The sequence below is a fragment of the Polycladomyces zharkentensis genome (assembly GCF_016938855.1).
In the GTDB taxonomy this organism is placed as follows: Bacteria; Bacillota; Bacilli; order Thermoactinomycetales; family JIR-001; genus Polycladomyces; species Polycladomyces zharkentensis.
Genome location: NZ_JAFHAP010000008.1, coordinates 378,901 through 400,185, shown reverse-complemented (window position 1 = coordinate 400,185; position 21,285 = coordinate 378,901). Strand labels below are relative to the sequence as shown.

Genomic DNA, 21,285 nt, shown 5'->3' with positions numbered 1-21,285 from the left:
CCACCGGGGATACGGTCCCTGTCCTGTTCCTCCCTTTCACGTGAACGAAGATCCCACACCACCAGCGGGAAAATGACAGAAAAAAATGGTGAAGGTCATTGCACGGGACAGGGTTTTGTGGTAACCTAAAAACAGAATTGACAACAAAGGAATACATAGCGGATTGCGAAATCGCTGTCTGTCTCACGGTCGGAGTTTTTCGATAGGGGATCACTTGAAATCGAGTTGAATCGAATAAAGTTATCCACAATCGAGCAGGCTCGACCTGCTCGTTTTCATTTCATCCCGCTTATGGGAGGAATCGTGGGCATGAAGTCTTTTTCAGTCGCGATCGACGGCCCGGCAGGTGCCGGGAAGAGTACGGTTGCCCGACAAGTGGCGGACCGGCTGGGACTGACGTATGTCGATACCGGCGCCATGTATCGGGCAGTCACTTGGAAAGCCCTGCGCGAGCAGGTGAATCCGTCGGATGAAGTGGCTGTGACGCGTTTGGCGCAGCAGACCCAAATCGATATTCATCCGACAGACATTTGGGTGGATGGTGTTCGTGTAACCGAAGAGATCCGCTCCCCCGAGGTGACAGCCCAGGTGTCGGCAGTGGCCCGAATCCCCGGTGTCCGGGAGGCATTGGTGGAGAAACAACGGGCGATTGCACAAAAGACTGGTGTTGTCATGGATGGCCGGGACATCGGCACCTATGTGCTGCCCGATGCCGATGTGAAAGTATTTTTGACCGCTTCCATCGAGGAGCGTGCCCGTCGGCGGTATCTGGAAATGATGCGCCGCGGATTTTCCGCAAATTTGGAGGAATTGAAAGAAGCGATTCGACGACGGGACGAAGCGGACACCACTCGTGAACACGCCCCTTTGCGCAAAGCGGATGATGCAGTGGAAATCGACACCACGTCCCGTTCCATCGACGATGTGGTGGAGCGAATTTTGGAACTCTGTCGAACCAAAGTGGGCGGTGGAGAGTAAGATGTTATATCCATTTGCGCGTTGGGTGTGCCGTTGTTTTTTCACCTTGGTTTATCGCTGGAGAGTTGATGGGGCGCATCACATCCCGGCTGACGGCCCTGTTATCGTTTGTTGCAATCATATCGGCAATCTGGACCCTCCGCTGGTCGGTTCGGCACTTCAGCGCAAAGTGCATTTCATGGCCAAAGAGGAGTTGTTTCGCATACCCCTGCTCAGACAGCTGATTCAAGCTTTGGGAGCGTTTCCCGTCAAACGGGGGGCATCCGATAAACGTGCGATCAAACTTGCTCTGGAATTGTTGGAACAGAAACGGGTTTTGGTCATCTTTCCCGAAGGGACGCGTTCGAAAACCGGGGAGTTGGGCGATGGCCGACCCGGTGCGGCATTCCTCGCATTAAAAAGCAAAGCGACCGTTGTGCCGGCAGCGATCATCGGCCCTTACCGACTTTTCCGTCCCATCCGCCTTCGTTTCGGTCCCCCTGTTGATTTGACACCGTGGTTGGAGACCAAGGTGAACACGGAGACGACCAAGGAAGCGACCAAACGGATCATGACGGAAATCCGGCGTCTGATCGAGGAAGGAAGCGGACAATGAAGGTGATGATCGGGGCTGTTCTGGTTGTATGGCTCCTGTTGACGCTTCGTTTGCGACAGCATCCGCTTGCGGTCGTCAAACGTTTTCCGCGAGTGATGGTTCTCGTTTTGGTCGGATTCTTCCTGCTCTCTGTGGCTTGGCGATTGGGAAAAATAGGTGCAGTGGTCGGGATGATCGGCGGGCTGGTCATTCTGATCCCGTTGGTGTTGGGCATCATGAAAGAAAGCGGGCGCATGTCTTCTTGAAATCACAGGAGTGGGCATTTCCCCATTCTTGCGAATCATTGGGAATCACCCGTTTGTTTTCGATCACATGCCGGATCGTAGGGGGTTGTGATGGGGAAGGTCCAGCCATCACGTAAAACGATCCCTGTCATCGGACTCGTCGGAGTGCCGGCTCGCGGGCGGTCCATTCGTTTTCATTCGCTCTCTAATTTTTTGGAGAGGATAGATTGACTGATCAGCTTGCAGGGAAATGAGGAGGTTGTCGTCATGGTGGAAGAAATGAAATCCGAAATGGCAGAAGTGACTCCGTTGAAGCGTGGGGACGTGGTCAAGGGCAAAGTGACCAAGGTGGAGGACAACCAGGCATTGGTGGACGTCGGATACAAATTTGACGGTGTGATCCCGATTTCAGAGTTGTCCAGCCTCCATGTGGATCGAGTGTCCGACGTTTTGCAGGAAGGACAGGAAGTGGAGGTCAAAGTGCTGCGCGTCAACGACGAGGAGGATAAATTGATTCTGTCCAAACGTGCGGTGGATGCCGAACGCGCCTGGGCGGAACTGCAACGGAATTTTGAATCCGGCGAAACGCTGGAAGCGACTGTGGCTGACATCGTCAAAGGCGGTTTGGTCGTAGACGTAGGCGTTCGCGGCTTTATCCCGGCCTCCTTGGTGGAGCGTCACTTTGTGGAAGATTTCTCCGATTACAAAGGACGTACCTTGCCGCTGAAAGTCATCGAAATCGATCCTTCCAAAAACAAATTGATCCTGTCCCATAAAGCGGTTTTGGAAGAGGAAGCTGAGAAGCAGAAACGGGCCACACTGGAAAGCTTGCAGGAAGGTCAAGTGATTGAAGGCACGGTACAGCGGATCACCGACTTCGGCGCTTTCGTGGATATTGGGGGCGTGGATGGTCTGGTTCATGTGTCCGAGCTGGCTTGGAACCGGGTGGAACATCCGTCCGACGTATTGGCCGAAGGTGACAAAGTACAGGTGAAAGTGCTCAAAGTGGATCGCGATAACGAGCGGATCAGCTTGAGCATCAAGGAAACGCAACCGGGTCCGTGGGAAAAAGTGGGGGATGAGATCAAAGTCGGTGATGTGATTACCGGTACCGTGAAACGTCTGGTTTCCTTCGGTGCCTTTGTCGAAGTGTATCCGGGCGTGGAAGGGTTGGTTCACATCTCGCAAATCTCCCGCAAGCATATCGCCACACCTGCTGAAGTATTGGAAGAGGGACAAGAGGTGCGCGTCAAGGTGCTGGATATGATGCCGGAACAAAAACGGATCAGCCTCAGCATCAAGGATGCCGAACAGGAAGAAGCGCGCAAAGAACTGCAAAACGTTGACCGCAACAACAATAACGGCGGATTGAATGTCACGTTGGGCGACGTGTTCGGTGACCAACTCCGCCGCTTGAAATAAGTTTTCCGGACATGGACCGAAAACCGGCGAACTTTCAAGTTCGCCGGTTTTTTCATGCTAAAAAACGGATCAAGGCGCATACTACATGATACAGTGAGATGGAATCATTTTTTTATGACAAAGGAGCGTTTTGACATTGGCACCGGGTATTCCGGCGCAACTATGCGTCTGGACCGTTTGGATTTTATCAGTCACCGGCTGGTTGCCGCAGATCCACCAAGCATTCCATGTGCAAGATCCGATACGATTCCGCAGATGGTTGTTGTCATGGGGGCTGGTATTCCCGTTGGAAGTGCAAATCACGCCGGATGTGCATGTTCAATTGTCCTGGTTGTGGTTGGCGGCTGGATTTTTGGTGTTATTGACCAAAAGCGACCGTCGCGCATGGGGAAAGCTGTTGAACAGTATGGCAATGGCCGGTGTGGTTTTTTTTCTGATCAGGGAATGGTCTTGGACGCGTCCGTCTTTTACAGGATTCTGGCTCCATGGGATCATGTTGGGGTTGCTGTGGTTGCTTCTGTGGACGGGGCACAAAAACTGGATTGATCGAACAGTTGCTGTACTGGGCGGACTGTTTTTAGCGGATGGAATTTGGTTGATCCTTCATCGCCAGATGTTTCGGCCGCTTCAAATCGGAAACGGGGCATGGATGGATACGGTGGTGCTTTTCTTGGCGGGATGGTTGACCGTGCATCTGTGCGGGAAATCAACGACCGACTGGGTTCGTGTGCGGCTGTTTCGAACAACGCGTTGATCAGGACGGGGAGGTTGGGATTGGATGATAGAAAAGATGATGCGTTTGGACCTGTATACGTGGGCGGTGATCATCGGTGTGATGGCCGGCTTTGTGACACGGCTGTTGATGTTGCGGACCGATTATCGGCACTACCCCACATACCCGCACGGGCACGTGATGCATTTGTCGTTGGGGCTGATCGCCGCCGGTATGGGCGCCGTCGCTGTCCCCGCATTGTTGGATCGCAACTATACGGCCATCACGTTTTTGGCTCTGGCAGCACAACAATTTCGCGAAGTTCGCAATATGGAACGGGAAACGATGTCCAAACTGGATCAAATGGAACTGGTGCCTCGCGGCTCTTCCTATATCGAGGGAATCGCCATGGTATTTGAAGGGCGAAACTATTTGGTCATTTTTTCATCGTTTATCACTTCCCTCGTCGTGGTGATCAGCCATCGCTGGTACGGTGGCGTCATCGCGGGATTGGTCATGATCCTCGTGGCAGCCCGCCTGCGCACCGGGAAAGTCCTGCGGGAAATTGCCGAAATTCGCCTCGGAAACCTGCGTTGGGAGGGGGCCAACCTGTTTGTGGACGACATTCATTTGATGAACGTGGGGCTGAAAGGGGATCGGGAACGAATCGAACGACACGGGGTGGGGGTGGTGGTTCGGCCGCTGAATGACGTCAGTGTGGTGACATTGGCCAACTTGGGACAACGACAGGCGATTCTGCACGATGTTTCGGCCACACTGGGGGTCTACCGCGATACCGGGGATGCCGGATTGGTGCCGATCGCCAAACGGAAGCTGGAAGACGGTCGATTGGGAATTCTGGTGTTGCCGCATGAAAAGGATGAGCAGAAAGTCATCGATGCCGTGGCTCGTGTACCCGTGCTGGAGAGCGCCATCCGCATGCCGATGGAGGCCCGGCATCGCAACACTGCGTCGGGCGGGAGGGGATTGTCATGATCGATATCACCATTTCACAATCCATATTGGCTGTCGTCTCCTGTAAACCGGACCGAATGGGCAATGGTGCGGTTCCCGTTTTTTTGGCACAATCAACGGAAGAGGTGCAGCACTTCAGTGCGACTCTGGCCAACATATTGGACGGTATGGCGCATGAACTGGAGCCGGAGACCGTGATCGTCGTGAGGCATTCATGAAGAGGAGGATTTATCTCAGTGAGGATGACGGAGCCGCTGCGCTGATAGCGGCTTACGGGGACGCCCATCGCTGGCGGAAAGATGGGGTTCCCGCAGATGTCGTGGCATGGGGACGAAAAACCGGCATGGATTGGGCGCAGGTGGGTCGGTTGTGGCCGGCAGGCTCAAATGAGGACGGTTATGCGCTGTTTTTCGGTGGGGTCAGGCAAAACGGGAAGGTTGTCAAAAGGGCAATCCATTATTTCCTGCCGCTGGTCGGGTCTTCTCCTCTGGATTGGGAGATGATCCTTTTGATATCCCGCAGTCCACGGGTGCGGTCGTGGCATGAACTGGAAAAACAAGTACCGCGTCTGTTCCCGCAGGTGGCAAAGGAGCTGAAACGGTGAACATCATCTATCATTGTTACGGCAGTGCACATTCATCCGTGATCGCCGCAGCGATTCATTTGGGGAGACTGCCGGATTCACGGGTTCCCGGTGTGCGAGAGATTATGGCATTACCCGATTTCGACCGATCCGATGACCGTCATCTCGGGTCTCTTTTTTACAAGGGAAAGGACGAAAAAGGATTTCGCGTATATACGATGGGCTTGGGCGGCCAGCCCGCGGCAGCGCTTCAAACGATCAAATCGATCTTGGTGCTGGCGGGTGCCGATCCTGAGTCCTTTCACTTTGTCGGCGCGTTGAGGTGTATTACAATGATGACCAAAGTGGGCGGAGCATTGTCCCGGCGTTATGGCATCCGCATCATCGGCCGACCGATCGCAGCTTGGGGGATCACACGCAGTTACCCGACGTTGGTCGATTTGGTGAAACAGGTGAAACGGCAGTTGCATGGGGCGGGAGAAGCGGGGAACTTGACCGGGGTGTGCCCGATCGTTCACCGATCAGAGTAATGAGTGGACGGCTTTCCGCGAGCGGCCACTGGACCGGAAAACGTCGCCCCAAGGGTGGGAGAAAGCGGTTCAGGCCGCTTTTCTGGTTGATTAATCGTGGTTTTACGGATAAGATAAGGTATGTCTGGCTGACAGGTTCGGATTTGTACGATTTGAGGAGAGGTAGCAGATGAGTTTGCCAGTAGTAGCGATTGTGGGTCGGCCCAATGTGGGGAAATCGACCATTTTCAATCGGATAGCAGGGGAAAGAATCGCCATCGTGGAAGATAAACCGGGGATCACCCGTGACCGGATCTATTGCCGCGGAGAATGGAACGGGCGCTCCTTCCACCTGATTGACACCGGTGGACTGGAGTTTGGCGGCGATGACGAGATGTTGGACCATATCCGACACCAAGCCGAGTTGGCGATCGAAGAGGCACACGTCATTCTGTTTCTCGTCGACGGTCAGGCAGGGATGACCGCAACCGACGAAGAAGTGGCGCGCCTGCTTCATCGTTCCAACAAGCCTGTGGTCGTCGGGGTGAACAAGGTGGATCATCCCAACCATCGGGAAGTGATCTATGATTTTTACCAAATGGGATTTGGAGATGTGTTTCCGATCTCCGCCCTGCATGGTACAGGGACAGGTGATTTACTGGACCGCATCGTCGAGTTGTTCCCCGATTTGGAAGAGGAAGTGTATGATGAAGACACGATCCGCGTCTGTTTGATCGGCCGGCCCAACGTCGGCAAATCGTCGTTGGTCAATGCGATCTTGGGGGAAGAACGGGTGATTGTCAGTCCGGTGGCGGGTACCACCCGGGATGCGATCGACACGCCGTTTGAGCGGGACGGGCAAAAATATGTTCTGATCGATACAGCCGGTATGCGCAAAAAAGGACGAGTGTACGAAACCACGGAGAAGTACAGCGTGTTGCGCGCGCTCAAGGCGATCGAACGTTCCGACGTCGTACTGGTGGTGTTGGATGGGGAGCGCGGAATTGCCGAGCAGGACAAGCGGATTGCCGGTTATGCGCATGAAGCGGGACGGGCATCCATTTTCGTGGTGAACAAGTGGGACGCGGTCGAAAAAGATGACAAGACGATGGACCGTTTTCGCAGGGAGATTCGGGATGAGTTCCACTTTATGGATTATGCGCCCAGCCTGTTCGTCTCCGCCAAAACAAAGCGGCGGGTGCACACGATTCTGCCGATGGTGAATGAGGTCGCCGAGCAACATGCGATGCGCGTGTCCACTTCCGTGCTGAACGAAGTGTTGACCGATGCGGTACTGACGACACCACCGCCGTCGGACAAAGGGAAGCGTCTGCGGATTTTGTACGGCACCCAGGTATCCGTGAAACCGCCGACATTCGTGTTGTTTGTCAATGATCCCGAGTTGGCGCATTTCAGCTATCAAAGGTATCTGGAAAATCGGTTGCGCGAAGCGTTCGGTTTCCACGGAACGCCCTTACGATTGTTGTTGCGTAAAAGGAACGAATAGAACGAGAGGAAACTCGTGGCTTGAGGGGAGACGATCATGATTGGCCTGGCAGTATTGTTGTCTTATCTCATCGGTTCCATCAGTTTCAGTTATGTAATCGTACGCTTGGCAAAGGGGATTGATATCCGGCAATATGGCAGTGGCAATGCGGGAGCCACCAATACGTTGCGCGTAGTGGGGAAAGGACCGGCTGTCCTGGTATTTCTGCTGGACGGTGTGAAGGGAATGCTGGCAGTCGGTTTGGGGTACTGGTTAGACGGCTCCCCTGCCGCCATGATCTTGTCCGGCTTGGCGGCGATTGTGGGGCATAATTGGCCGATATTCCTGGGCTTTCGCGGTGGAAAGGGTATTGCAACCACCATCGGGGTGATGGCGGTTCTGACTTTTCAGGCAGCGCTGATTTCCGGGATTTTCGCCATCGCCTCGATCGTTTTGACGCGTTACGTATCGCTCGGCTCCTTGATCTTCGTGGTCGGTTTGCCGATCATGATCGGCTGGATCGGGTATCCTTCTCCTTACTTTACGGTGAGTCTGGTGATCGCACTGCTGGCCGTCATCCGTCATTCCCGCAATATACGCTCGTTGCTTGCCGGAACCGAACGCCGGTTGGGATCAAAGGAACGACGATAGGAATGATCGGATGGAGGGAAGTGCATGTCAAAGAAAACGGCCGCCGTGCTGGGAGCAGGCAGTTGGGGAACTGTCCTGGCGACGGTATTGGCGGACAATGGTTTTGAAGTGATCATATGGGCCCGACGGGAATCGACGGTGCGGGAAATCAATGAACAGCACCGCAATTCCCGATACATACCGGATGTGCGTTTACCCCGGTCCGTGCGTGCCACCATGTCGATCCAAGAAGCGATACGCGACCGGGAGATGGTGCTTTTCGTGATTCCGTCTCAGTCAATGCGTGAAGTGGCGCGTGCGGCGGCACCCCATTTGCGGAAGGACGCCTTGATTGTCCATGCGTCGAAAGGATTTGAACTGGATTCGCTCAAACGGATGTCGGAAGTGTTGAAGGAGGAACTGCCAACCGCGCTTCGGGAGAAGATCACGGTATTGTCGGGACCGAGCCATGCGGAGGAAGTGGCAAAAAAATCGCCCACGACTGTCGTGGTTTCATCCGAACGGCAACAAACGGCAGAGATGGCGCAGTCTTATCTGATCAATCCGTATTTCCGCGTCTACACCAATCCCGATATGGTGGGAGTGGAGATCGGAGGGTCACTCAAAAACATCATCGCATTGGGGGCGGGTTTATCCGACGGACTGGGCTTTGGAGACAATGCCAAAGCCGCCTTGGTCACTCGCGGGTTGGCTGAGATTGCCCGGTTGGGCATGGCGATGGGTGCCCGTCCGATCACTTTTGCCGGACTGGCTGGTGTGGGGGATCTGGTGGTCACATGCACCAGTCGCCACAGCCGCAACTGGCGTGCGGGGCACATGCTCAGCCAGGGCATGACCTTGGATGAGGTACTCGAACGTATGGGGATGGTGGTCGAGGGCGTGAAAACGACGCGGGCCGCTTACCGTTTGGCTCGGCAATATCAGGTGGAGATGCCCATCACCAACGAATTGCACGCGGTTTTGTTCGACCGGAAAGATCCGCGCCAAGCGGTCGAGGATCTGATGTGTCGTGGCAAGACAAACGAGATGGAGGAAATTGTCCAGGGATGGTAGGATTGGGCGATTGGTTGGGTACCGGTTTTGTGGATAACATCATATCCTGTAAGTACAGCTCACCATTACCGATCAATATCAGCTCTTAGAATTCGGGTTAGGGACCAGACTCAGTTGGCTGAAGCGGTAATGGATCGATGAGAGGGGTAACGCCGGTTGCGTTACCCCTGTTTTTGGTGTCGTTCGTTTTCGGTTTCGGGAAATTCGCTCACTTTGGCAAACGATCTCAGAAAGGCTTGCAACAGTGGGGATTGCAGCAAGTTCCACAGTTGACGCAAATCCAGATTGCCCAGTAATCCCAGCGGCGAAGGAGGACCGGTGCTATCGGGGTTGCCGGGGTTGTTGGGGTTGCCACCCGGAAACGGCAGGGACGGTGGACGGTTTCGGAAGCCTCTCGGCGGGCCGAAGGGGAAGAGAGGGCGACGCGGGCCACGTCTGTTGGCCATGAAGTGCTGAGCCAGTTCAAACATCTGATATGCTGAGTCCATGATACGTTCGATCCGTTGGATGGATTGACTTAAGTCCTGGAGGGTCGAACGGACATTGGCAAACCCGGAGATGATGCTGGCGAGATTGAGTGAAGAGAGCGGTTCGGCTTGAACCGGTTTGGTCGTGGGTTGTCGGGGCTTGCGGGTTTGCGTGCGACGACGGGGATTCGGTTTTGCTTTTCTGACACGCGTATTTGTCGGTTTCAACGGAATTTCCTCCACTCGGGCTTTTGTCATCCTATCCTATGCGTTTGCACCAGAGAAGAATAAGGACAGTCGCCCGTTTCGTTGGTAGGCATCCGTGGATTTGCTATACTGTAGGAGAAACGAGGAGGGACAACTGTCGTGGATGTGATGATGGCGCTGATTTTGCTGGTGTTGGCCAATTTTCTGATCGCGCTGTCCAGATTGAGCCGGGGGCGAATCTGGCGGGGTTTCTGGAAAATTTTCGCCTTTTTGGCCTTGATATCGGCTTTTTTGTTTGGAATGCGTTCGTTTTTGTAAGAGGAGGATGGACGATGAAACGTTGGATCGGGTGGATCGCTGTTTTGCTCGGCTTCCTGATCATGACGGGGTGTATGTATCCCCAGCATCTCCGTCAGGACATCGCACATCTGCCCCAGCATGTGGCGACGGTGCAGTCGGCGGTGGACGCGTATCGAAAGAATGAGGGGAATCGGTTGCCCATCAAGGAGAGTGCCCCGCAAGCGCCATTTCTGTACGGGAAATACATGATCGATTTTTCCAAATTGCAAGGTTATATCAGCCAAATTCCGCCCAGCGCGTTTGAGCAGGGCGGGGATTTCATCTATGTGCTGACGGTGGTGGACAAGCGGTTGACGGTCCGTCTGTATGATCTGCGGGTGACGGAAAAGCTGCGGGAGTTTCAGCCGGCCATACAGGTTTATCATGAGAAAAACGGGAAATGGCCATTCGCAGCCTCGGTAGGGAACGGATTCTATACGATCGATTACCGGGTGTTACGGACGGACCCGGTGACGATTCCCAGTCCATACCACCCCCAATTGCAGCTTCCTTTGTTGATTGACGACAAAGGGCGGCTGTACGTGGATTACCGAATGGATGTGATGCAATACCTGCAACAGTCTTCGAAGCGTCTCCCCGAAGGGACCGATATGGTGGGTTGGCTGGAAAAACAGTCGTTGTTTCTTCCGGCACATACACCACCGATGCGGTTGGTAAAAGGGGAACCGGTTCTGGATCGGGTCAGGTAAGCGGTTAACCGGGGGCTGCCATTCGTTGATTTGGCTGGCGAAGGATGACCCAATCCGGCGAGTGATCTTTTGAGCATAGGCGAAACAGGAGAAGGAAAAAGGCTCAGTCGGTTTACCCTGAAAGAGGGGAGCCGACTTTTTCGTTTGGGGTTGTGAAGTCAGGCGGCAACGCTTGCCCAAGGCGACCAGAGACCCAACCCGGTTTCTCGGGGAGTTGGTTTGCTCCTGTGCGGGAGAATAGCGGGAGATTCAGCCGGGCTGCCTTGGCGTGAATCACGGAAAGCATATTTGTCCCCAGGTTTTCATACATGTGAAAACAAACGAGTCTGATTTTACACGCAAAGGACTGAGACGGATGGAGACAAATGCGTTGACCGTGGTGTTGGTATTGGCCGCTTTTCTGCTTGGAAGGCTGTCAGCGTCGGTGAAAGTGGTCGGGTTTCGCACCAAATTACAGGAAAAAGACAATCATTCTTCCCAAACGCCGTTTCGTTGGTGATCAGCGGCAAAAGTTCACGGGTTCGGATTTCCCGTCTGAAGCTCACAACGGAAAATGGGAACCCTCCCACCGGAGTCTGTCTGCAGATAATTGTCCAAATGCTTCCGGGGTTCGCTCCACCTGTGCCCTCACGGAAGTGGGTCATGGTCGCTCTGACCAGGAACGCAGGACGCAGGCAAAGTAACGCTTCACCGGAAGGAAGTTGCCCGCGATTTCATTCCTGCGCTTTCCGGGTCTTTGCTTGCCTCTGAAGCATTTGCTCGTCACGGAATTACCGGATGCGCACTCGAAATCACGGGAGGTTTCTACCGCTTGGCCGATTCTCAGCCGCAAAAAGCGGCTCTTTTTTTTGACCGGTATCATAAAGAGGAAATGCCCTCATATATTTATAGTGTCCAAAAATCGTACGGGAACAGCGGAGGGGAAGGGAGCGCCCTTTTCGCACCGGCGACAATCCGTTGATCATGGTAACGGAACCATTGAAGGAGGGGTTCTCGTGAAAAAAGTCGATATCTTCAAAGATATTGCGGAACGGACAGGAGGGGATATTTACCTCGGGGTGGTCGGTGCGGTGCGCACCGGGAAGTCGACGTTTATCAAACGGTTTATGGAACAAGTGGTGATTCCCAACATCAGTGAAGAATCCGACCGCATTCGGGCGACGGATGAGCTGCCGCACAGCGGGGCGGGCAAGACAATCACGACGATCGAGCCCAAGTTCGTGCCCAATCAGGCGGTCAAAATTCATGTCAGCGAAGGATTGGACATCAATGTCCGTTTGGTGGACTGCGTCGGCTACGCGATCGAAGGGGCCAAAGGATATGAGGATGAGAACGGCCCCCGCATGATCAACACCCCTTGGTTTGACGATCCCGTTCCTTTCCAGGAAGCGGCCGAAGTCGGCACGCGCAAGGTAATCCAGGAACATTCCACATTGGGCGTAGTGGTGACAACGGACGGCAGCATTACCGACATCCCCCGCTATGCGTATGAAGAAGTGGAGGAGCGGGTGGTTGAGGAGTTGAAAGAAGTCGGCAAGCCGTTCATTATGGTGCTCAATTCAAACCGCCCCTACTCGGAGCAAACGCAGGCGCTCCGACAGGAGCTGGCCGAGAAATACGACATCCCCGTGATGGCACTGTCAGTGGCCAACATGGGTGAAGAAGAGATTCTGCAAGTGATGAAAGAAGTACTCTTCGAGTTTCCGGTTCATGAGGTGAACGTCAATCTGCCGAGCTGGGTGATGGTGCTGGATGAGGATCACTGGTTGCGTCAGGAATTTGAGAACTCCGTCCGTGAAACGGTAAAGGATATCCGGCGTCTGCGCGATGTCGATGCCGTGGTGGACCAATTCGTGCAGTACGACTTCATCGAGCGGGCCGCCCTCTCCGGTATGGACATGGGGCAAGGTATTGCCGAGATCGATCTGTACGCGCCGGATGAATTGTACGATCGAATCCTGACCGAAGTGGTCGGAGTCGAAATTCGCGGAAAGGATCACTTGTTGGAATTGATGGTGGAGTTCACGCGAGCCAAAAGGGAATATGACAAGGTAGCGGAAGCGCTGAAAATGGTCCGGACGACCGGTTACGGGGTAGCCGCGCCGACGCTGGACGAAATGACGCTGGATGAGCCGGAGCTGATCAAACAGGGTTCCCGGTTCGGGGTCCGGCTCAAGGCGACGGCACCGTCGATTCATATGATCAAGGTGAATGTACATTCCGAGTTTGCCCCGATCATCGGATCGGAAAGGCAAAGCGAAGAGCTGGTCAACTACTTGATGCGTGATTTCGAACAGGATCCATTGAGAATTTGGGAATCGGACATTTTCGGCAGGTCGCTCAATTCGATCGTGAGGGAAGGCATTCAAGCCAAATTGTCGATGATGCCGGAAAACGCCCGTTACAAACTGCAGGAGACACTGGAGCGGATCATCAATGAAGGTTCGGGCGGACTGATTGCCATCATCTTATAAAAATGGATTTCCATTCAAAAAGCGCTCATTTGGAGTGCTTTTTTTGCTCTGTTTTTCGCAAAGATGGGTACGAATCCCCTTGAATTCTCCCCACTGTCTGTATTACTATAGGTTTGTCCCTCACGACCGCCTGAGTATCGCCTACTTTCCAGCTTTGGAAGGTGCGGTAGGCGGTGAAGCGAAGGGGGTCTTGAGAGAGGAGGTGAGGGTTGTGAACAAAACGGAATTGATTGCCAAAGTGGCGGAAAAAACCCAAATGACGAAGAAAGATGCCACCCAATCCGTTGAAGCCGTGTTGGAAGCCATCACCGAAGCGCTGAAAAACGGCGAGAAAGTGCAACTGATCGGGTTTGGCAACTTCGAAGTACGTGAACGCGCTGCCCGCAAAGGGCGCAACCCGCAAACCGGAAAAGAAATCACCATTCCGGCCAGCAAGGTTCCGGCTTTCAAACCGGGCAAAGCGCTGAAGGACGAAGTGAACAAGTAATGAAAGGTACTAATCACAGGCTTCAGCCTGTGGGGGTACATATGAACGTCAAGGCCCGTATCCCGGGCCTTTTTATTTTATGGTATAATGGCGGGGACGTTTCAGAATTGCGCCAGCGGACAGTCGGCATAGGAATCAATGTCAAATGGACAGACTATGTGGAGGCGAAATGAAAGATGCGAGTAGATCACGAAAAGATTCAAACCGCGGTGCGGATGATCTTGGAGGCGATCGGAGAGGATCCGGACCGGGAAGGTCTGAGGGATACACCGGCTCGTGTGGCTCGAATGTATGAGGAAGTGTTTGTCGGATTGGATCAGGACCCCGGCGAATATTTTTCGGTCATATTCAGCGAAGAGCATGAAGAGTTGGTATTGGTGAAGGATATTCCGTTTTTCTCCATGTGCGAACACCATCTGGTTCCGTTTTTCGGAAAAGCGCATGTCGGATACATTCCCCGCGGCGGTCGTGTGACCGGTCTCAGCAAATTGGCGCGGGCGGTTGAGGCTGTTGCGCGGCGTCCGCAACTGCAGGAGCGCATCACTGCGACCGTGGCGGATGCCATCATGAAAAAACTGGATCCTCACGGTGTGATCGTCGTGGTGGAGGCCGAACATATGTGCATGACGATGCGGGGCGTGAAAAAGCCGGGTTCCAAAACCGTCACATCGGCCGTTCGCGGCATATTTGCCGAAAATGCAGCGGCCCGTGCGGAGGCGCTGAGCCTGATCGGAATTCGCTAAAAAAATTTTCCCGACATCCCTTGACAGAAATCCAGTTCCGAGATATATTAATGAATGTCGCTTCTGCTTCAAGATATATCTTGGAACGATGTCGGGCTATGGCGCAGCTTGGTAGCGCGCTTGCATGGGGCGCAAGAGGTCGTCGGTTCAAATCCGGCTAGCCCGACCAAACCAGACTCTCCGCGAACGGTCGGAGAGTCTTTTTCTTTTGTTGATACTCCATTGACAGGTGTCGGCGATTGAGGCATAGTGTGATTGATCAATAGAGGAGGCGATGGGGATGGAACCGATTACAAGCGATTATATCGTGATCAAGGCGAAAGAAAACGGGGTCAATGTGATCGGGTTGACACGGGGCAAGGATACACGATTTCATCACTCGGAAAAGCTGGACAAGGGAGAAGTGATGATCGCACAATTTACGGAACACACTTCAGCGATCAAGGTCCGCGGCAAGGCGACGATTTTAACGCGATATGGAACGATCGACACGGATGAGTGAACACCGGGAGGCATGATTTCCCCGCCGTTCCGATACAATGGTCTCAGGACGGGGAAAGGGGGAAGGGTCTTGGAGCGATTGGCCCGGGCGTTGTTTGCGTCGGTGTTTTTGTCCGTGATGCTGGCAGCATTGTTGTCGTTGGCACCGGTGCTGTCAAACCGCGAGAGTGGATCGCTTCCCGCTTTTCGGGTGGAAAAGCCGGTTCATTTGACGGAGGGGACGCTGGTTGATTTTTTATCCCGCCAACCGATGCAGATGCGGCTTCATCACGTAGAGTGGGAGCGTAACCGTTTATCGCTGGATTTGTCGACGGCCCGTTTGACGAGTGAGCAGTACCGGGAGATGTATCTCCTGATTCAGCGTACGCTCACGCAAACGGATAATGTGGAATCGGTTCGTCTGACAGTATATGATGCATCACCGGCGACCCCTGCACCGCTGATGACGGTTCGGGCGACACGGGGGGATCTGTGTGAGAGTCCCGTGCAGCAGGAGTCCGGGTGGTCGTACCAACAACTGATGGAACGGTTTTTTGAGGTGAAACGATACTGATGACCCGACCGTCTGAAGAGGTGATTCGTGTCGCTTCGCCAAAATTATGGTATACTGGACGAGAAGATTGTGTCATCGATTTGTCTGTAGGTGGGGGGCGCGACATGACGTCCGTACATACCGAATGGGAATCCATCGTGGAAGAAGTCGCTCATTATGCAGAAAACCCGTTTGTCAAGCGCTGTCTCGGCCGACCCCATGTGCCATCTTTTTTTGTGCAGGTATTGTATATGATGTTGAAGTCGCATGAACTGCCCGTTTCACGGATTCGCCGGTTGTGTACGGCGACCGCTTTGTTGCAGATGGCCTTGGACATTCACGAAACGGTCTCCCTGGACAAGCCCCGAACGGAAGAGCAAATGCGCATACGTCAACTCACCGTGTTGGCGGGTGATTATTATTCCAGTCAGTTTTACCGTTTATTGAGCGAGCAGGGGGAAGTGGAAGTCGTAGCATGTTTGGCCCAGGCAACCTGCCGCATCAACGAAGCGAAAATGCGTTTGTATGCGTTGCGCGACGATACACGAACGTCATCCTCGGTGTGGCTTCCTTTGATTCGGCGAATCCGGGGCGAATTGCTTGCGGCGTTGGCCGATTTTTTTCATGCAGAAAACCGGTGGGGCCATCCATGGCGTCCGCTGGCAGAGCGCTTGATGGCGCTCGATTACCTCGTCTCACCCGGTGTGAAGGAGATATTTCCGTGGTTGACCGACGAATCGGTTCCAACCGTTCTGCTGGGGGAGATCCAATCCAGGCTGGAAGGAATGAAGCATCCGGAAGCGCGCCAAGAATGGGCGGAGGCGATCCGGCGCAGATTTGCTTCGGTATTGGGAGAGCCGCTAATCCGGGAAGGGTGAAATCATGTCGGTGGATCAGGACAAAATGTTTCGGTCGAAAGAGCAGTTTGTCCACAGTGTCTTTGAAAGCATTGCCCATCGTTACGACCGGATGAACACGATCCTCAGTTTCAGGCGTCATAAGGCTTGGCGCAAGTTCACCATGAAGATGATGGCGGTCAAGCAGGGCGACACCGCCATCGACGTCTGTTGCGGGACGTGCGACTGGGCGATTGCGCTGGCGGAGGCTTCGGGAACGGGAGAGATCGTGGGGCTGGATTTCAGCCAAAACATGCTGAAAGAGGCGGAGAGAAAAATTGGTGAAAGGGGACTTGACCGGCAAATCCGCTTGATTCATGGCAATGCGATGGCATTGCCGTTTGCGGACAACACCTTCGACCACGCGACGATCGGATTCGCCTTGCGAAACGTGCCCGATTACCGTCACGTATTGCGTGAAATGGCCCGTGTGGTCAAACCGGGCGGTCAGGTGGTATCCCTGGAATTGTCCAAGCCGACCTGGGCACCGTTTCGCGCGGTATACTATCTGTACTTTCGGCGGATTCTGCCGTGGCTGGGCAAGTGGTTGGCAGGACGGTACGAACAATACCGCTGGTTGCCGGAATCATTGGTTCAATTTCCCGATCACAAGGAATTGGCACGCATCATGGAAGAAATGGGTGTATTCGAATCGGTTCGGGTCTATCCCTTGACCGGCGGGATTGCGGCGGTGCACATCGGTATCAAGAAACGGAATGCATGAGAGCTGGAGAGGTCGATGCAGGATGCAATGGTGGCAAAAGCTCAGGATCATTCTCAATATGATCAAGTTTGAACATACGGTGTTTGCATTGCCATTCGCCTATCTGGGGGCCGTACTGGGCAACGTGATGGTGGAGGGCAGTCTGCCCACCTGGCCTGAGATCGTCTGGATCACCGTCGCCATGGTGGGTGCGCGCAGTGCGGCAATGGCGCTCAATCGGCTGATCGACCGCCATATCGATGCGAAAAACCCGCGAACGGCGCAGCGGGAGATTCCGGCTGGCAAAATTTCGGTCCCGGCCGTGTGGGTGTTCGTGTTCTTTTCGTTCCTGCTGCTGTTTGTGGCTGCCTGGCAATTAAACCCACTGGCCGTCAAACTGATGCCGGTCGCCGTGTTGGTGTTGACCGTTTACTCCTACACCAAGCGGTTTACTTGGGCGTGCCATCTGGTGCTGGGGGCGGCGCTCGGTTTGGCGCCCATGGGCGGATGGGTGGCCACCACCGGGCAGTTGGACGCGACGGCATGGCTGTTGTTTGCGACGGTGACGTTGTGGACGGCAGGATTTGATGTCATCTATGCGTGTCAGGACATCGATTTCGATCGCCGGGAAGGGTTATATTCCATTCCGGCACGATTCGGTCTGGCCCGTGCACTCCGCTATTCGGCATGGATGCACGTCGGAACCGCCATCGGTCTGATCCTGCTGATCCAAATCACACCGCTCAGTGCGTGGTACGGTGTCGGGGTATTGATCGCATTGGTGATCCTGTATTATGAGCACCGAATCGTGTCACCCGATGATTTATCCCGTCTGAACACGGCCTTTTTCACGATGAACGGCGTATTGAGCGTGATCGTGTTCCTCTTTGCGATGGCGGATGTGATGCTCAAATGAATGCCAAACGGTTTGTGGTGGGTATGACGGGGGCGAGCGGCGCCCCCTATGCATTGTGTTTGCTGGAAGAACTGCTTCGCCAGGGACACGAGGTGCATTTGGTGGTAACGGAAGCCGCCTGGCGGGTACTGAAGGAAGAGCACGATTGGGATGTGTCCGTCCGGGAGACGGTTTTTCGCGATCGGTGGCGGCATTTGCCCGGACGGCTGATCCATCATCCGATCAAGGACATCGGGGCTTCAATCGCCTCAGGTTCTTATCCGGTGGACGGGATGGCGGTGATCCCCTGTTCGATGGGGACCTTGGCGAAACTGGCTGCCGGATTGTCCACCAATCTCCTGGAACGGGCGGCGGATGTGATGATCAAGGAAGGACGGCCGCTCGTATTGGTGCCACGCGAGACCCCGTTGTCCCCTGTTCACTTGGAAAACATGTTGCGTCTCTCCAGAATCGGCGTCAAAATCGTTCCGGCAATGCCGGCTTTCTACCACCGTCCCGAAACACTGGACGACATCGTGAGGTTCGTGGCCGGTAAGGTGCTGGATCAGATGTCGGTTCCGCACCAATTGTATCGACGATGGGAGGGAAGGCGATGAGACCCCTGCGAATCGGTCGAATCGCGTTTACGAATGTCTTGCCGATTTACCATTATTTTGAGGCGGACGGGCTGCCGGTGGAGCTGGTGCCCATGGTGCCGTCCCAATTGAACCGGCTCATGGCCGCCGGAGAGGTCGACATGGGACCCATTTCCTCTTTCGCCTATGCCGAACAGTATCCAAACTACGTCCTGTTGCCGGATTTATCAGTCAGTGCCAGGGGGCGGGTCGGTTCCATTTTTTTGTTTACGCGTGATGCCGATTTGTCCGATCTGCGTTCGGCCAAAATCGCGCTTACCAACACCTCGGCTTCGTCAGTGGCGTTGTTGAAGGTACTGCTCAATGGATTTGAGGGGGGAAATCCCGAATACATCACCTTGCCGCCTTCGCTCGGTGAGATGATGGAGCAGGCGGATGCCGCTCTGTTGATTGGTGACGATGCCATTCGGGCACAGTGGGAAAATCCGGGATACCGCGTGTTGGATATGGGGTGGGAATGGTACCAACGGACCGGGTTGGACATGGTGTTTGCGGTTTGGGCGGTACGCAGGGAAGTGGTGAAGGAGCGGCCCGATGAGTTGTATGCAGTATATGAACGGTTCTTTGCCAGCAAAGAACGAAGCCGACTTGATCCCATACCGGTCATCCGCGAGGCGCAGCGTCAACTGGGTGGTGATGAGGCGTTCTGGCGGAAGTATTATAACGGGTTGTGTTATGATTTGCGCCAGCCTCAATTGGAAGGATTGGAAGCGTATTATCGACGTGCCGCCGAGATTGGGCTGTTATCCCCGAATGTGCGGATTGAGATGTTGGATTTGCCTGCGGGCACAAGTATGGGCGAACCAAGGTGAATGTCATGAGACTCCAGGATATTTATGAAGACTTGAAAAATGACTTGCAATTGATCGAGCGGGAGCTGTCGGCAACGGTCGCGTCCCGGGACAGCCAACTGGCGGCGTCGGCCGGCCACTTGCTCCATGCAGGGGGGAAACGGATCCGACCTGTTTTCGTATTGTTGTCAGGTCGGTTCGGCCGGTATGATCTGGAGCGGTTAAAAAGAATCGCCGTCCCTCTGGAGCTGATTCACATGGCCACACTGGTGCACGATGACGTGATCGACGATGCGGAGACCCGGCGGGGCAGAAAAACGGTAAGGGCCCAATGGGACAATCGCATCGCCATGTACACCGGGGATTTCATTTTTGCCCGCGCATTGGAAGTGGTCTCCCGGATCGACCATCCGCGGATTCACCGTATTTTGTCCCGGGCGATTGTACAGATGTGCCGGGGGGAGATCGAACAGATCCGCGATTTCTATAACGCCGGTCAGCATTTGCTGCGTTATCTGCACCGAATCAAGCGGAAAACGGCGCTCTTGATGGCGATCAGTTGCCAGTTGGGGGCGCTGGCAAGCAATGCTTCCGAGGAGATTGTGCGGGTGTTATACCGTTACGGATATTATGTGGGCATGGCGTTTCAGATTACCGACGACGTGTTGGATTTGACAGGGAACGAACAACAACTCGGCAAGCCGGCTGGGAGCGATTTGCGACAGGGAAACGTGACATTGCCGGTCATTCATACGCTGCACTACGGAAAAAGGGAGGACCGTGAACGGATTTTGGCGTATTTGCGTTCACGCGGTGAAGAGGTGTCCTTGGACGAGGTGTTGGCATGCGTCCGCCATGCTGAAGGGATCCCCTTTTCGCTCAACCTGGCTGAACGGTATTTGGAGAAGGCGCTGTCAATGGTGGACGCCTTGCCGCCATGCGACGCGCGGGAATCGTTGCGTATGATCGCCAGGTTTGTAGGCACGCGCACGTATTAGAATGTCGCTCGTCATTGCCTGAGCTGAAACTTGATCCGTACAATGATCTGATACCATGTTTGCTTTTAACCGACTGAATCTGATACAATTCCGTTGGGCTACCATGTGGTAGCCCTTTCAACGGGCGATTTACATAGCATGGAGGCGAAACCATGGAAAAAACGTTTGTGATGGTCAAGCCGGATGGGGTACAACGCGGACTCATCGGCGAAATTGTGTCTCGATTCGAGAAAAAAGGGTATCAGCTCGTGGCGGCCAAATTGATGTCGGTCTCCCGGGAGCTGGCTGAAAAACATTATGCCGAGCACAAAGAGAAGCCGTTCTTCGGCGAATTGGTCGACTTCATCACCTCCGGTCCGGTGTTCGCCATGGTGTGGCAAGGTCAAAACGTGATCGCCGGAGCACGGCAAATGATGGGCAAAACCAATCCCGCCGACGCCGCGCCCGGTACGATTCGCGGTGATTTCGGTATCAGTGTGGGGATGAACATCATCCACGGTTCCGATTCACCTGAGAGCGCGGAACGGGAAATCAATCTCTGGTTTGGTGAACAGGAACTGATCACCTACGACAAAACCATCAACAAATGGATCGGATAAACAACAGCCCGGAATTTACTCCGGGCTGTCATGATGATCCGGGGTGCTTCGGGTCAAAAACGGATTGTTTCTGAAGCTTCCCGTCACGCTACCGTTAAC

28 protein-coding genes and 1 tRNA gene are annotated in these 21,285 nt (G+C 54.3%); 28 read left to right on the top strand and 1 reads right to left on the bottom strand.

Features of this window, described 5'->3' with window-relative positions; all coding sequences use genetic code 11:
• Positions 1–309: 309 nt before the first annotated feature.
• The 12 genes from cmk to JQC72_RS09150 all read left to right on the top strand — a co-directional run bounded on the left by cmk (position 310) and on the right by JQC72_RS09150 (position 9,188).
• Positions 310–978, top strand: a complete 669-nt coding sequence (cmk, locus tag JQC72_RS09205) for a (d)CMP kinase (RefSeq protein WP_205494979.1) — start codon at positions 310–312, stop codon at positions 976–978.
• 1 nt (position 979) lies between these two features.
• Entirely contained in the window at positions 980–1,573 is a 594-nt protein-coding gene (locus JQC72_RS09200; RefSeq protein ID WP_205494978.1) for a lysophospholipid acyltransferase family protein, read from the top strand.
• Entirely contained in the window at positions 1,570–1,818 is a 249-nt protein-coding gene (locus tag JQC72_RS09195) for a hypothetical protein (RefSeq protein WP_205494977.1), read from the top strand. Before JQC72_RS09200 ends, JQC72_RS09195 begins: the two co-directional genes overlap by 4 nt.
• Before the next feature lie 246 nt (positions 1,819–2,064).
• Positions 2,065–3,219 (top strand): 30S ribosomal protein S1, encoded by a 1,155-nt coding sequence (rpsA, locus tag JQC72_RS09190; RefSeq protein WP_205494975.1) that lies wholly within the window; start codon positions 2,065–2,067, stop codon positions 3,217–3,219.
• A 136-nt stretch (positions 3,220–3,355) separates the two neighbouring features.
• Positions 3,356–3,973 (top strand): YphA family membrane protein, encoded by a 618-nt coding sequence (locus tag JQC72_RS09185; RefSeq protein ID WP_205494973.1) that lies wholly within the window; start codon positions 3,356–3,358, stop codon positions 3,971–3,973.
• 24 nt (positions 3,974–3,997) lie between these two features.
• Entirely contained in the window at positions 3,998–4,927 is a 930-nt protein-coding gene (locus JQC72_RS09180; protein ID WP_205494971.1) for a YIEGIA family protein, read from the top strand.
• Positions 4,924–5,124: a capping complex subunit for YIEGIA gene (locus tag JQC72_RS09175; protein ID WP_205494970.1), complete on the top strand. Its 201-nt coding sequence runs from the start codon at positions 4,924–4,926 to the stop codon at positions 5,122–5,124. Before JQC72_RS09180 ends, JQC72_RS09175 begins: the two co-directional genes overlap by 4 nt.
• Positions 5,121–5,510, top strand: coding sequence for a hypothetical protein (locus tag JQC72_RS09170; RefSeq protein ID WP_205494969.1), 390 nt, complete (start codon positions 5,121–5,123; stop codon positions 5,508–5,510). Before JQC72_RS09175 ends, JQC72_RS09170 begins: the two co-directional genes overlap by 4 nt.
• Positions 5,507–6,019, top strand: coding sequence for a DUF3189 family protein (locus JQC72_RS09165; RefSeq protein ID WP_205494968.1), 513 nt, complete (start codon positions 5,507–5,509; stop codon positions 6,017–6,019). The genes JQC72_RS09170 and JQC72_RS09165 overlap by 4 nt, the downstream gene beginning before the upstream one ends.
• 169 nt (positions 6,020–6,188) lie before the next feature.
• Entirely contained in the window at positions 6,189–7,505 is a 1,317-nt protein-coding gene (gene der / locus JQC72_RS09160; protein ID WP_205494967.1) for a ribosome biogenesis GTPase Der, read from the top strand.
• 36 nt (positions 7,506–7,541) lie between these two features.
• Positions 7,542–8,135, top strand: coding sequence for a glycerol-3-phosphate 1-O-acyltransferase PlsY (gene plsY / locus JQC72_RS09155; protein WP_205494966.1), 594 nt, complete (start codon positions 7,542–7,544; stop codon positions 8,133–8,135).
• A 24-nt stretch (positions 8,136–8,159) separates the two neighbouring features.
• Positions 8,160–9,188, top strand: a complete 1,029-nt coding sequence (locus JQC72_RS09150) for an NAD(P)H-dependent glycerol-3-phosphate dehydrogenase (RefSeq protein ID WP_205494965.1) — start codon at positions 8,160–8,162, stop codon at positions 9,186–9,188.
• A 161-nt stretch (positions 9,189–9,349) separates the two neighbouring features.
• On the opposite strand, the gene JQC72_RS09145 is transcribed toward JQC72_RS09150, so the two are convergent.
• Positions 9,350–9,883: a hypothetical protein gene (locus JQC72_RS09145; RefSeq protein ID WP_205494964.1), complete on the bottom strand. Its 534-nt coding sequence runs from the start codon at positions 9,881–9,883 to the stop codon at positions 9,350–9,352.
• A gap of 138 nt (positions 9,884–10,021) precedes the next feature.
• On the opposite strand from JQC72_RS09145, the gene JQC72_RS09140 reads away from it, so the two are divergent.
• From JQC72_RS09140 to ndk, 16 genes are all read left to right on the top strand, one after another.
• Positions 10,022–10,180, top strand: a complete 159-nt coding sequence (locus JQC72_RS09140) for a hypothetical protein (RefSeq protein WP_205494962.1) — start codon at positions 10,022–10,024, stop codon at positions 10,178–10,180.
• A gap of 14 nt (positions 10,181–10,194) precedes the next feature.
• Positions 10,195–10,911: a YphF family lipoprotein gene (locus JQC72_RS09135; protein WP_205494960.1), complete on the top strand. Its 717-nt coding sequence runs from the start codon at positions 10,195–10,197 to the stop codon at positions 10,909–10,911.
• 355 nt (positions 10,912–11,266) lie between these two features.
• Entirely contained in the window at positions 11,267–11,410 is a 144-nt protein-coding gene (locus JQC72_RS09130) for a hypothetical protein (protein WP_205494958.1), read from the top strand.
• A 496-nt stretch (positions 11,411–11,906) separates the two neighbouring features.
• A complete protein-coding gene (gene spoIVA, locus JQC72_RS09125) occupies positions 11,907–13,385 on the top strand; it encodes a stage IV sporulation protein A (protein ID WP_205494955.1) in 1,479 nt (492 codons plus the stop codon).
• A gap of 211 nt (positions 13,386–13,596) precedes the next feature.
• Entirely contained in the window at positions 13,597–13,872 is a 276-nt protein-coding gene (hbs, locus tag JQC72_RS09120) for a non-specific DNA-binding protein Hbs (protein ID WP_205494954.1), read from the top strand.
• A gap of 176 nt (positions 13,873–14,048) precedes the next feature.
• A complete protein-coding gene (gene folE / locus JQC72_RS09115) occupies positions 14,049–14,615 on the top strand; it encodes a GTP cyclohydrolase I FolE (RefSeq protein ID WP_205494953.1) in 567 nt (188 codons plus the stop codon).
• A gap of 92 nt (positions 14,616–14,707) precedes the next feature.
• Positions 14,708–14,784: transfer RNA gene (locus JQC72_RS09110), tRNA-Pro, on the top strand.
• A 111-nt stretch (positions 14,785–14,895) separates the two neighbouring features.
• Positions 14,896–15,117 carry a trp RNA-binding attenuation protein MtrB gene (gene mtrB, locus JQC72_RS09105; protein WP_205494952.1) on the top strand — a complete coding sequence of 74 codons (222 nt, stop codon included), beginning with the start codon at positions 14,896–14,898 and terminating at the stop codon, positions 15,115–15,117.
• Between the two features lie 69 nt (positions 15,118–15,186).
• The gene (locus tag JQC72_RS09100) at positions 15,187–15,669 is read left to right on the top strand and encodes a GerMN domain-containing protein (protein ID WP_205494951.1); all 483 of its coding nucleotides are present in this window, start codon (positions 15,187–15,189) and stop codon (positions 15,667–15,669) included.
• 104 nt (positions 15,670–15,773) lie between these two features.
• Positions 15,774–16,526: a heptaprenyl diphosphate synthase component 1 gene (locus JQC72_RS09095; protein WP_205494950.1), complete on the top strand. Its 753-nt coding sequence runs from the start codon at positions 15,774–15,776 to the stop codon at positions 16,524–16,526.
• 4 nt (positions 16,527–16,530) lie between these two features.
• Positions 16,531–17,268 (top strand): demethylmenaquinone methyltransferase, encoded by a 738-nt coding sequence (locus tag JQC72_RS09090; RefSeq protein ID WP_302104653.1) that lies wholly within the window; start codon positions 16,531–16,533, stop codon positions 17,266–17,268.
• 22 nt (positions 17,269–17,290) lie between these two features.
• The gene (locus JQC72_RS09085) at positions 17,291–18,163 is read left to right on the top strand and encodes a UbiA-like polyprenyltransferase (RefSeq protein WP_205494949.1); all 873 of its coding nucleotides are present in this window, start codon (positions 17,291–17,293) and stop codon (positions 18,161–18,163) included.
• Positions 18,160–18,759: a UbiX family flavin prenyltransferase gene (locus tag JQC72_RS09080; protein ID WP_205494948.1), complete on the top strand. Its 600-nt coding sequence runs from the start codon at positions 18,160–18,162 to the stop codon at positions 18,757–18,759. The genes JQC72_RS09085 and JQC72_RS09080 overlap by 4 nt, the downstream gene beginning before the upstream one ends.
• Entirely contained in the window at positions 18,756–19,610 is an 855-nt protein-coding gene (locus JQC72_RS09075; protein ID WP_205494947.1) for a menaquinone biosynthetic enzyme MqnA/MqnD family protein, read from the top strand. Before JQC72_RS09080 ends, JQC72_RS09075 begins: the two co-directional genes overlap by 4 nt.
• 5 nt (positions 19,611–19,615) lie before the next feature.
• A complete protein-coding gene (locus JQC72_RS09070; RefSeq protein WP_205494946.1) occupies positions 19,616–20,587 on the top strand; it encodes a polyprenyl synthetase family protein in 972 nt (323 codons plus the stop codon).
• A 152-nt stretch (positions 20,588–20,739) separates the two neighbouring features.
• Entirely contained in the window at positions 20,740–21,186 is a 447-nt protein-coding gene (ndk, locus tag JQC72_RS09065; protein ID WP_205494944.1) for a nucleoside-diphosphate kinase, read from the top strand.
• Positions 21,187–21,285 lie beyond the last annotated feature (99 nt).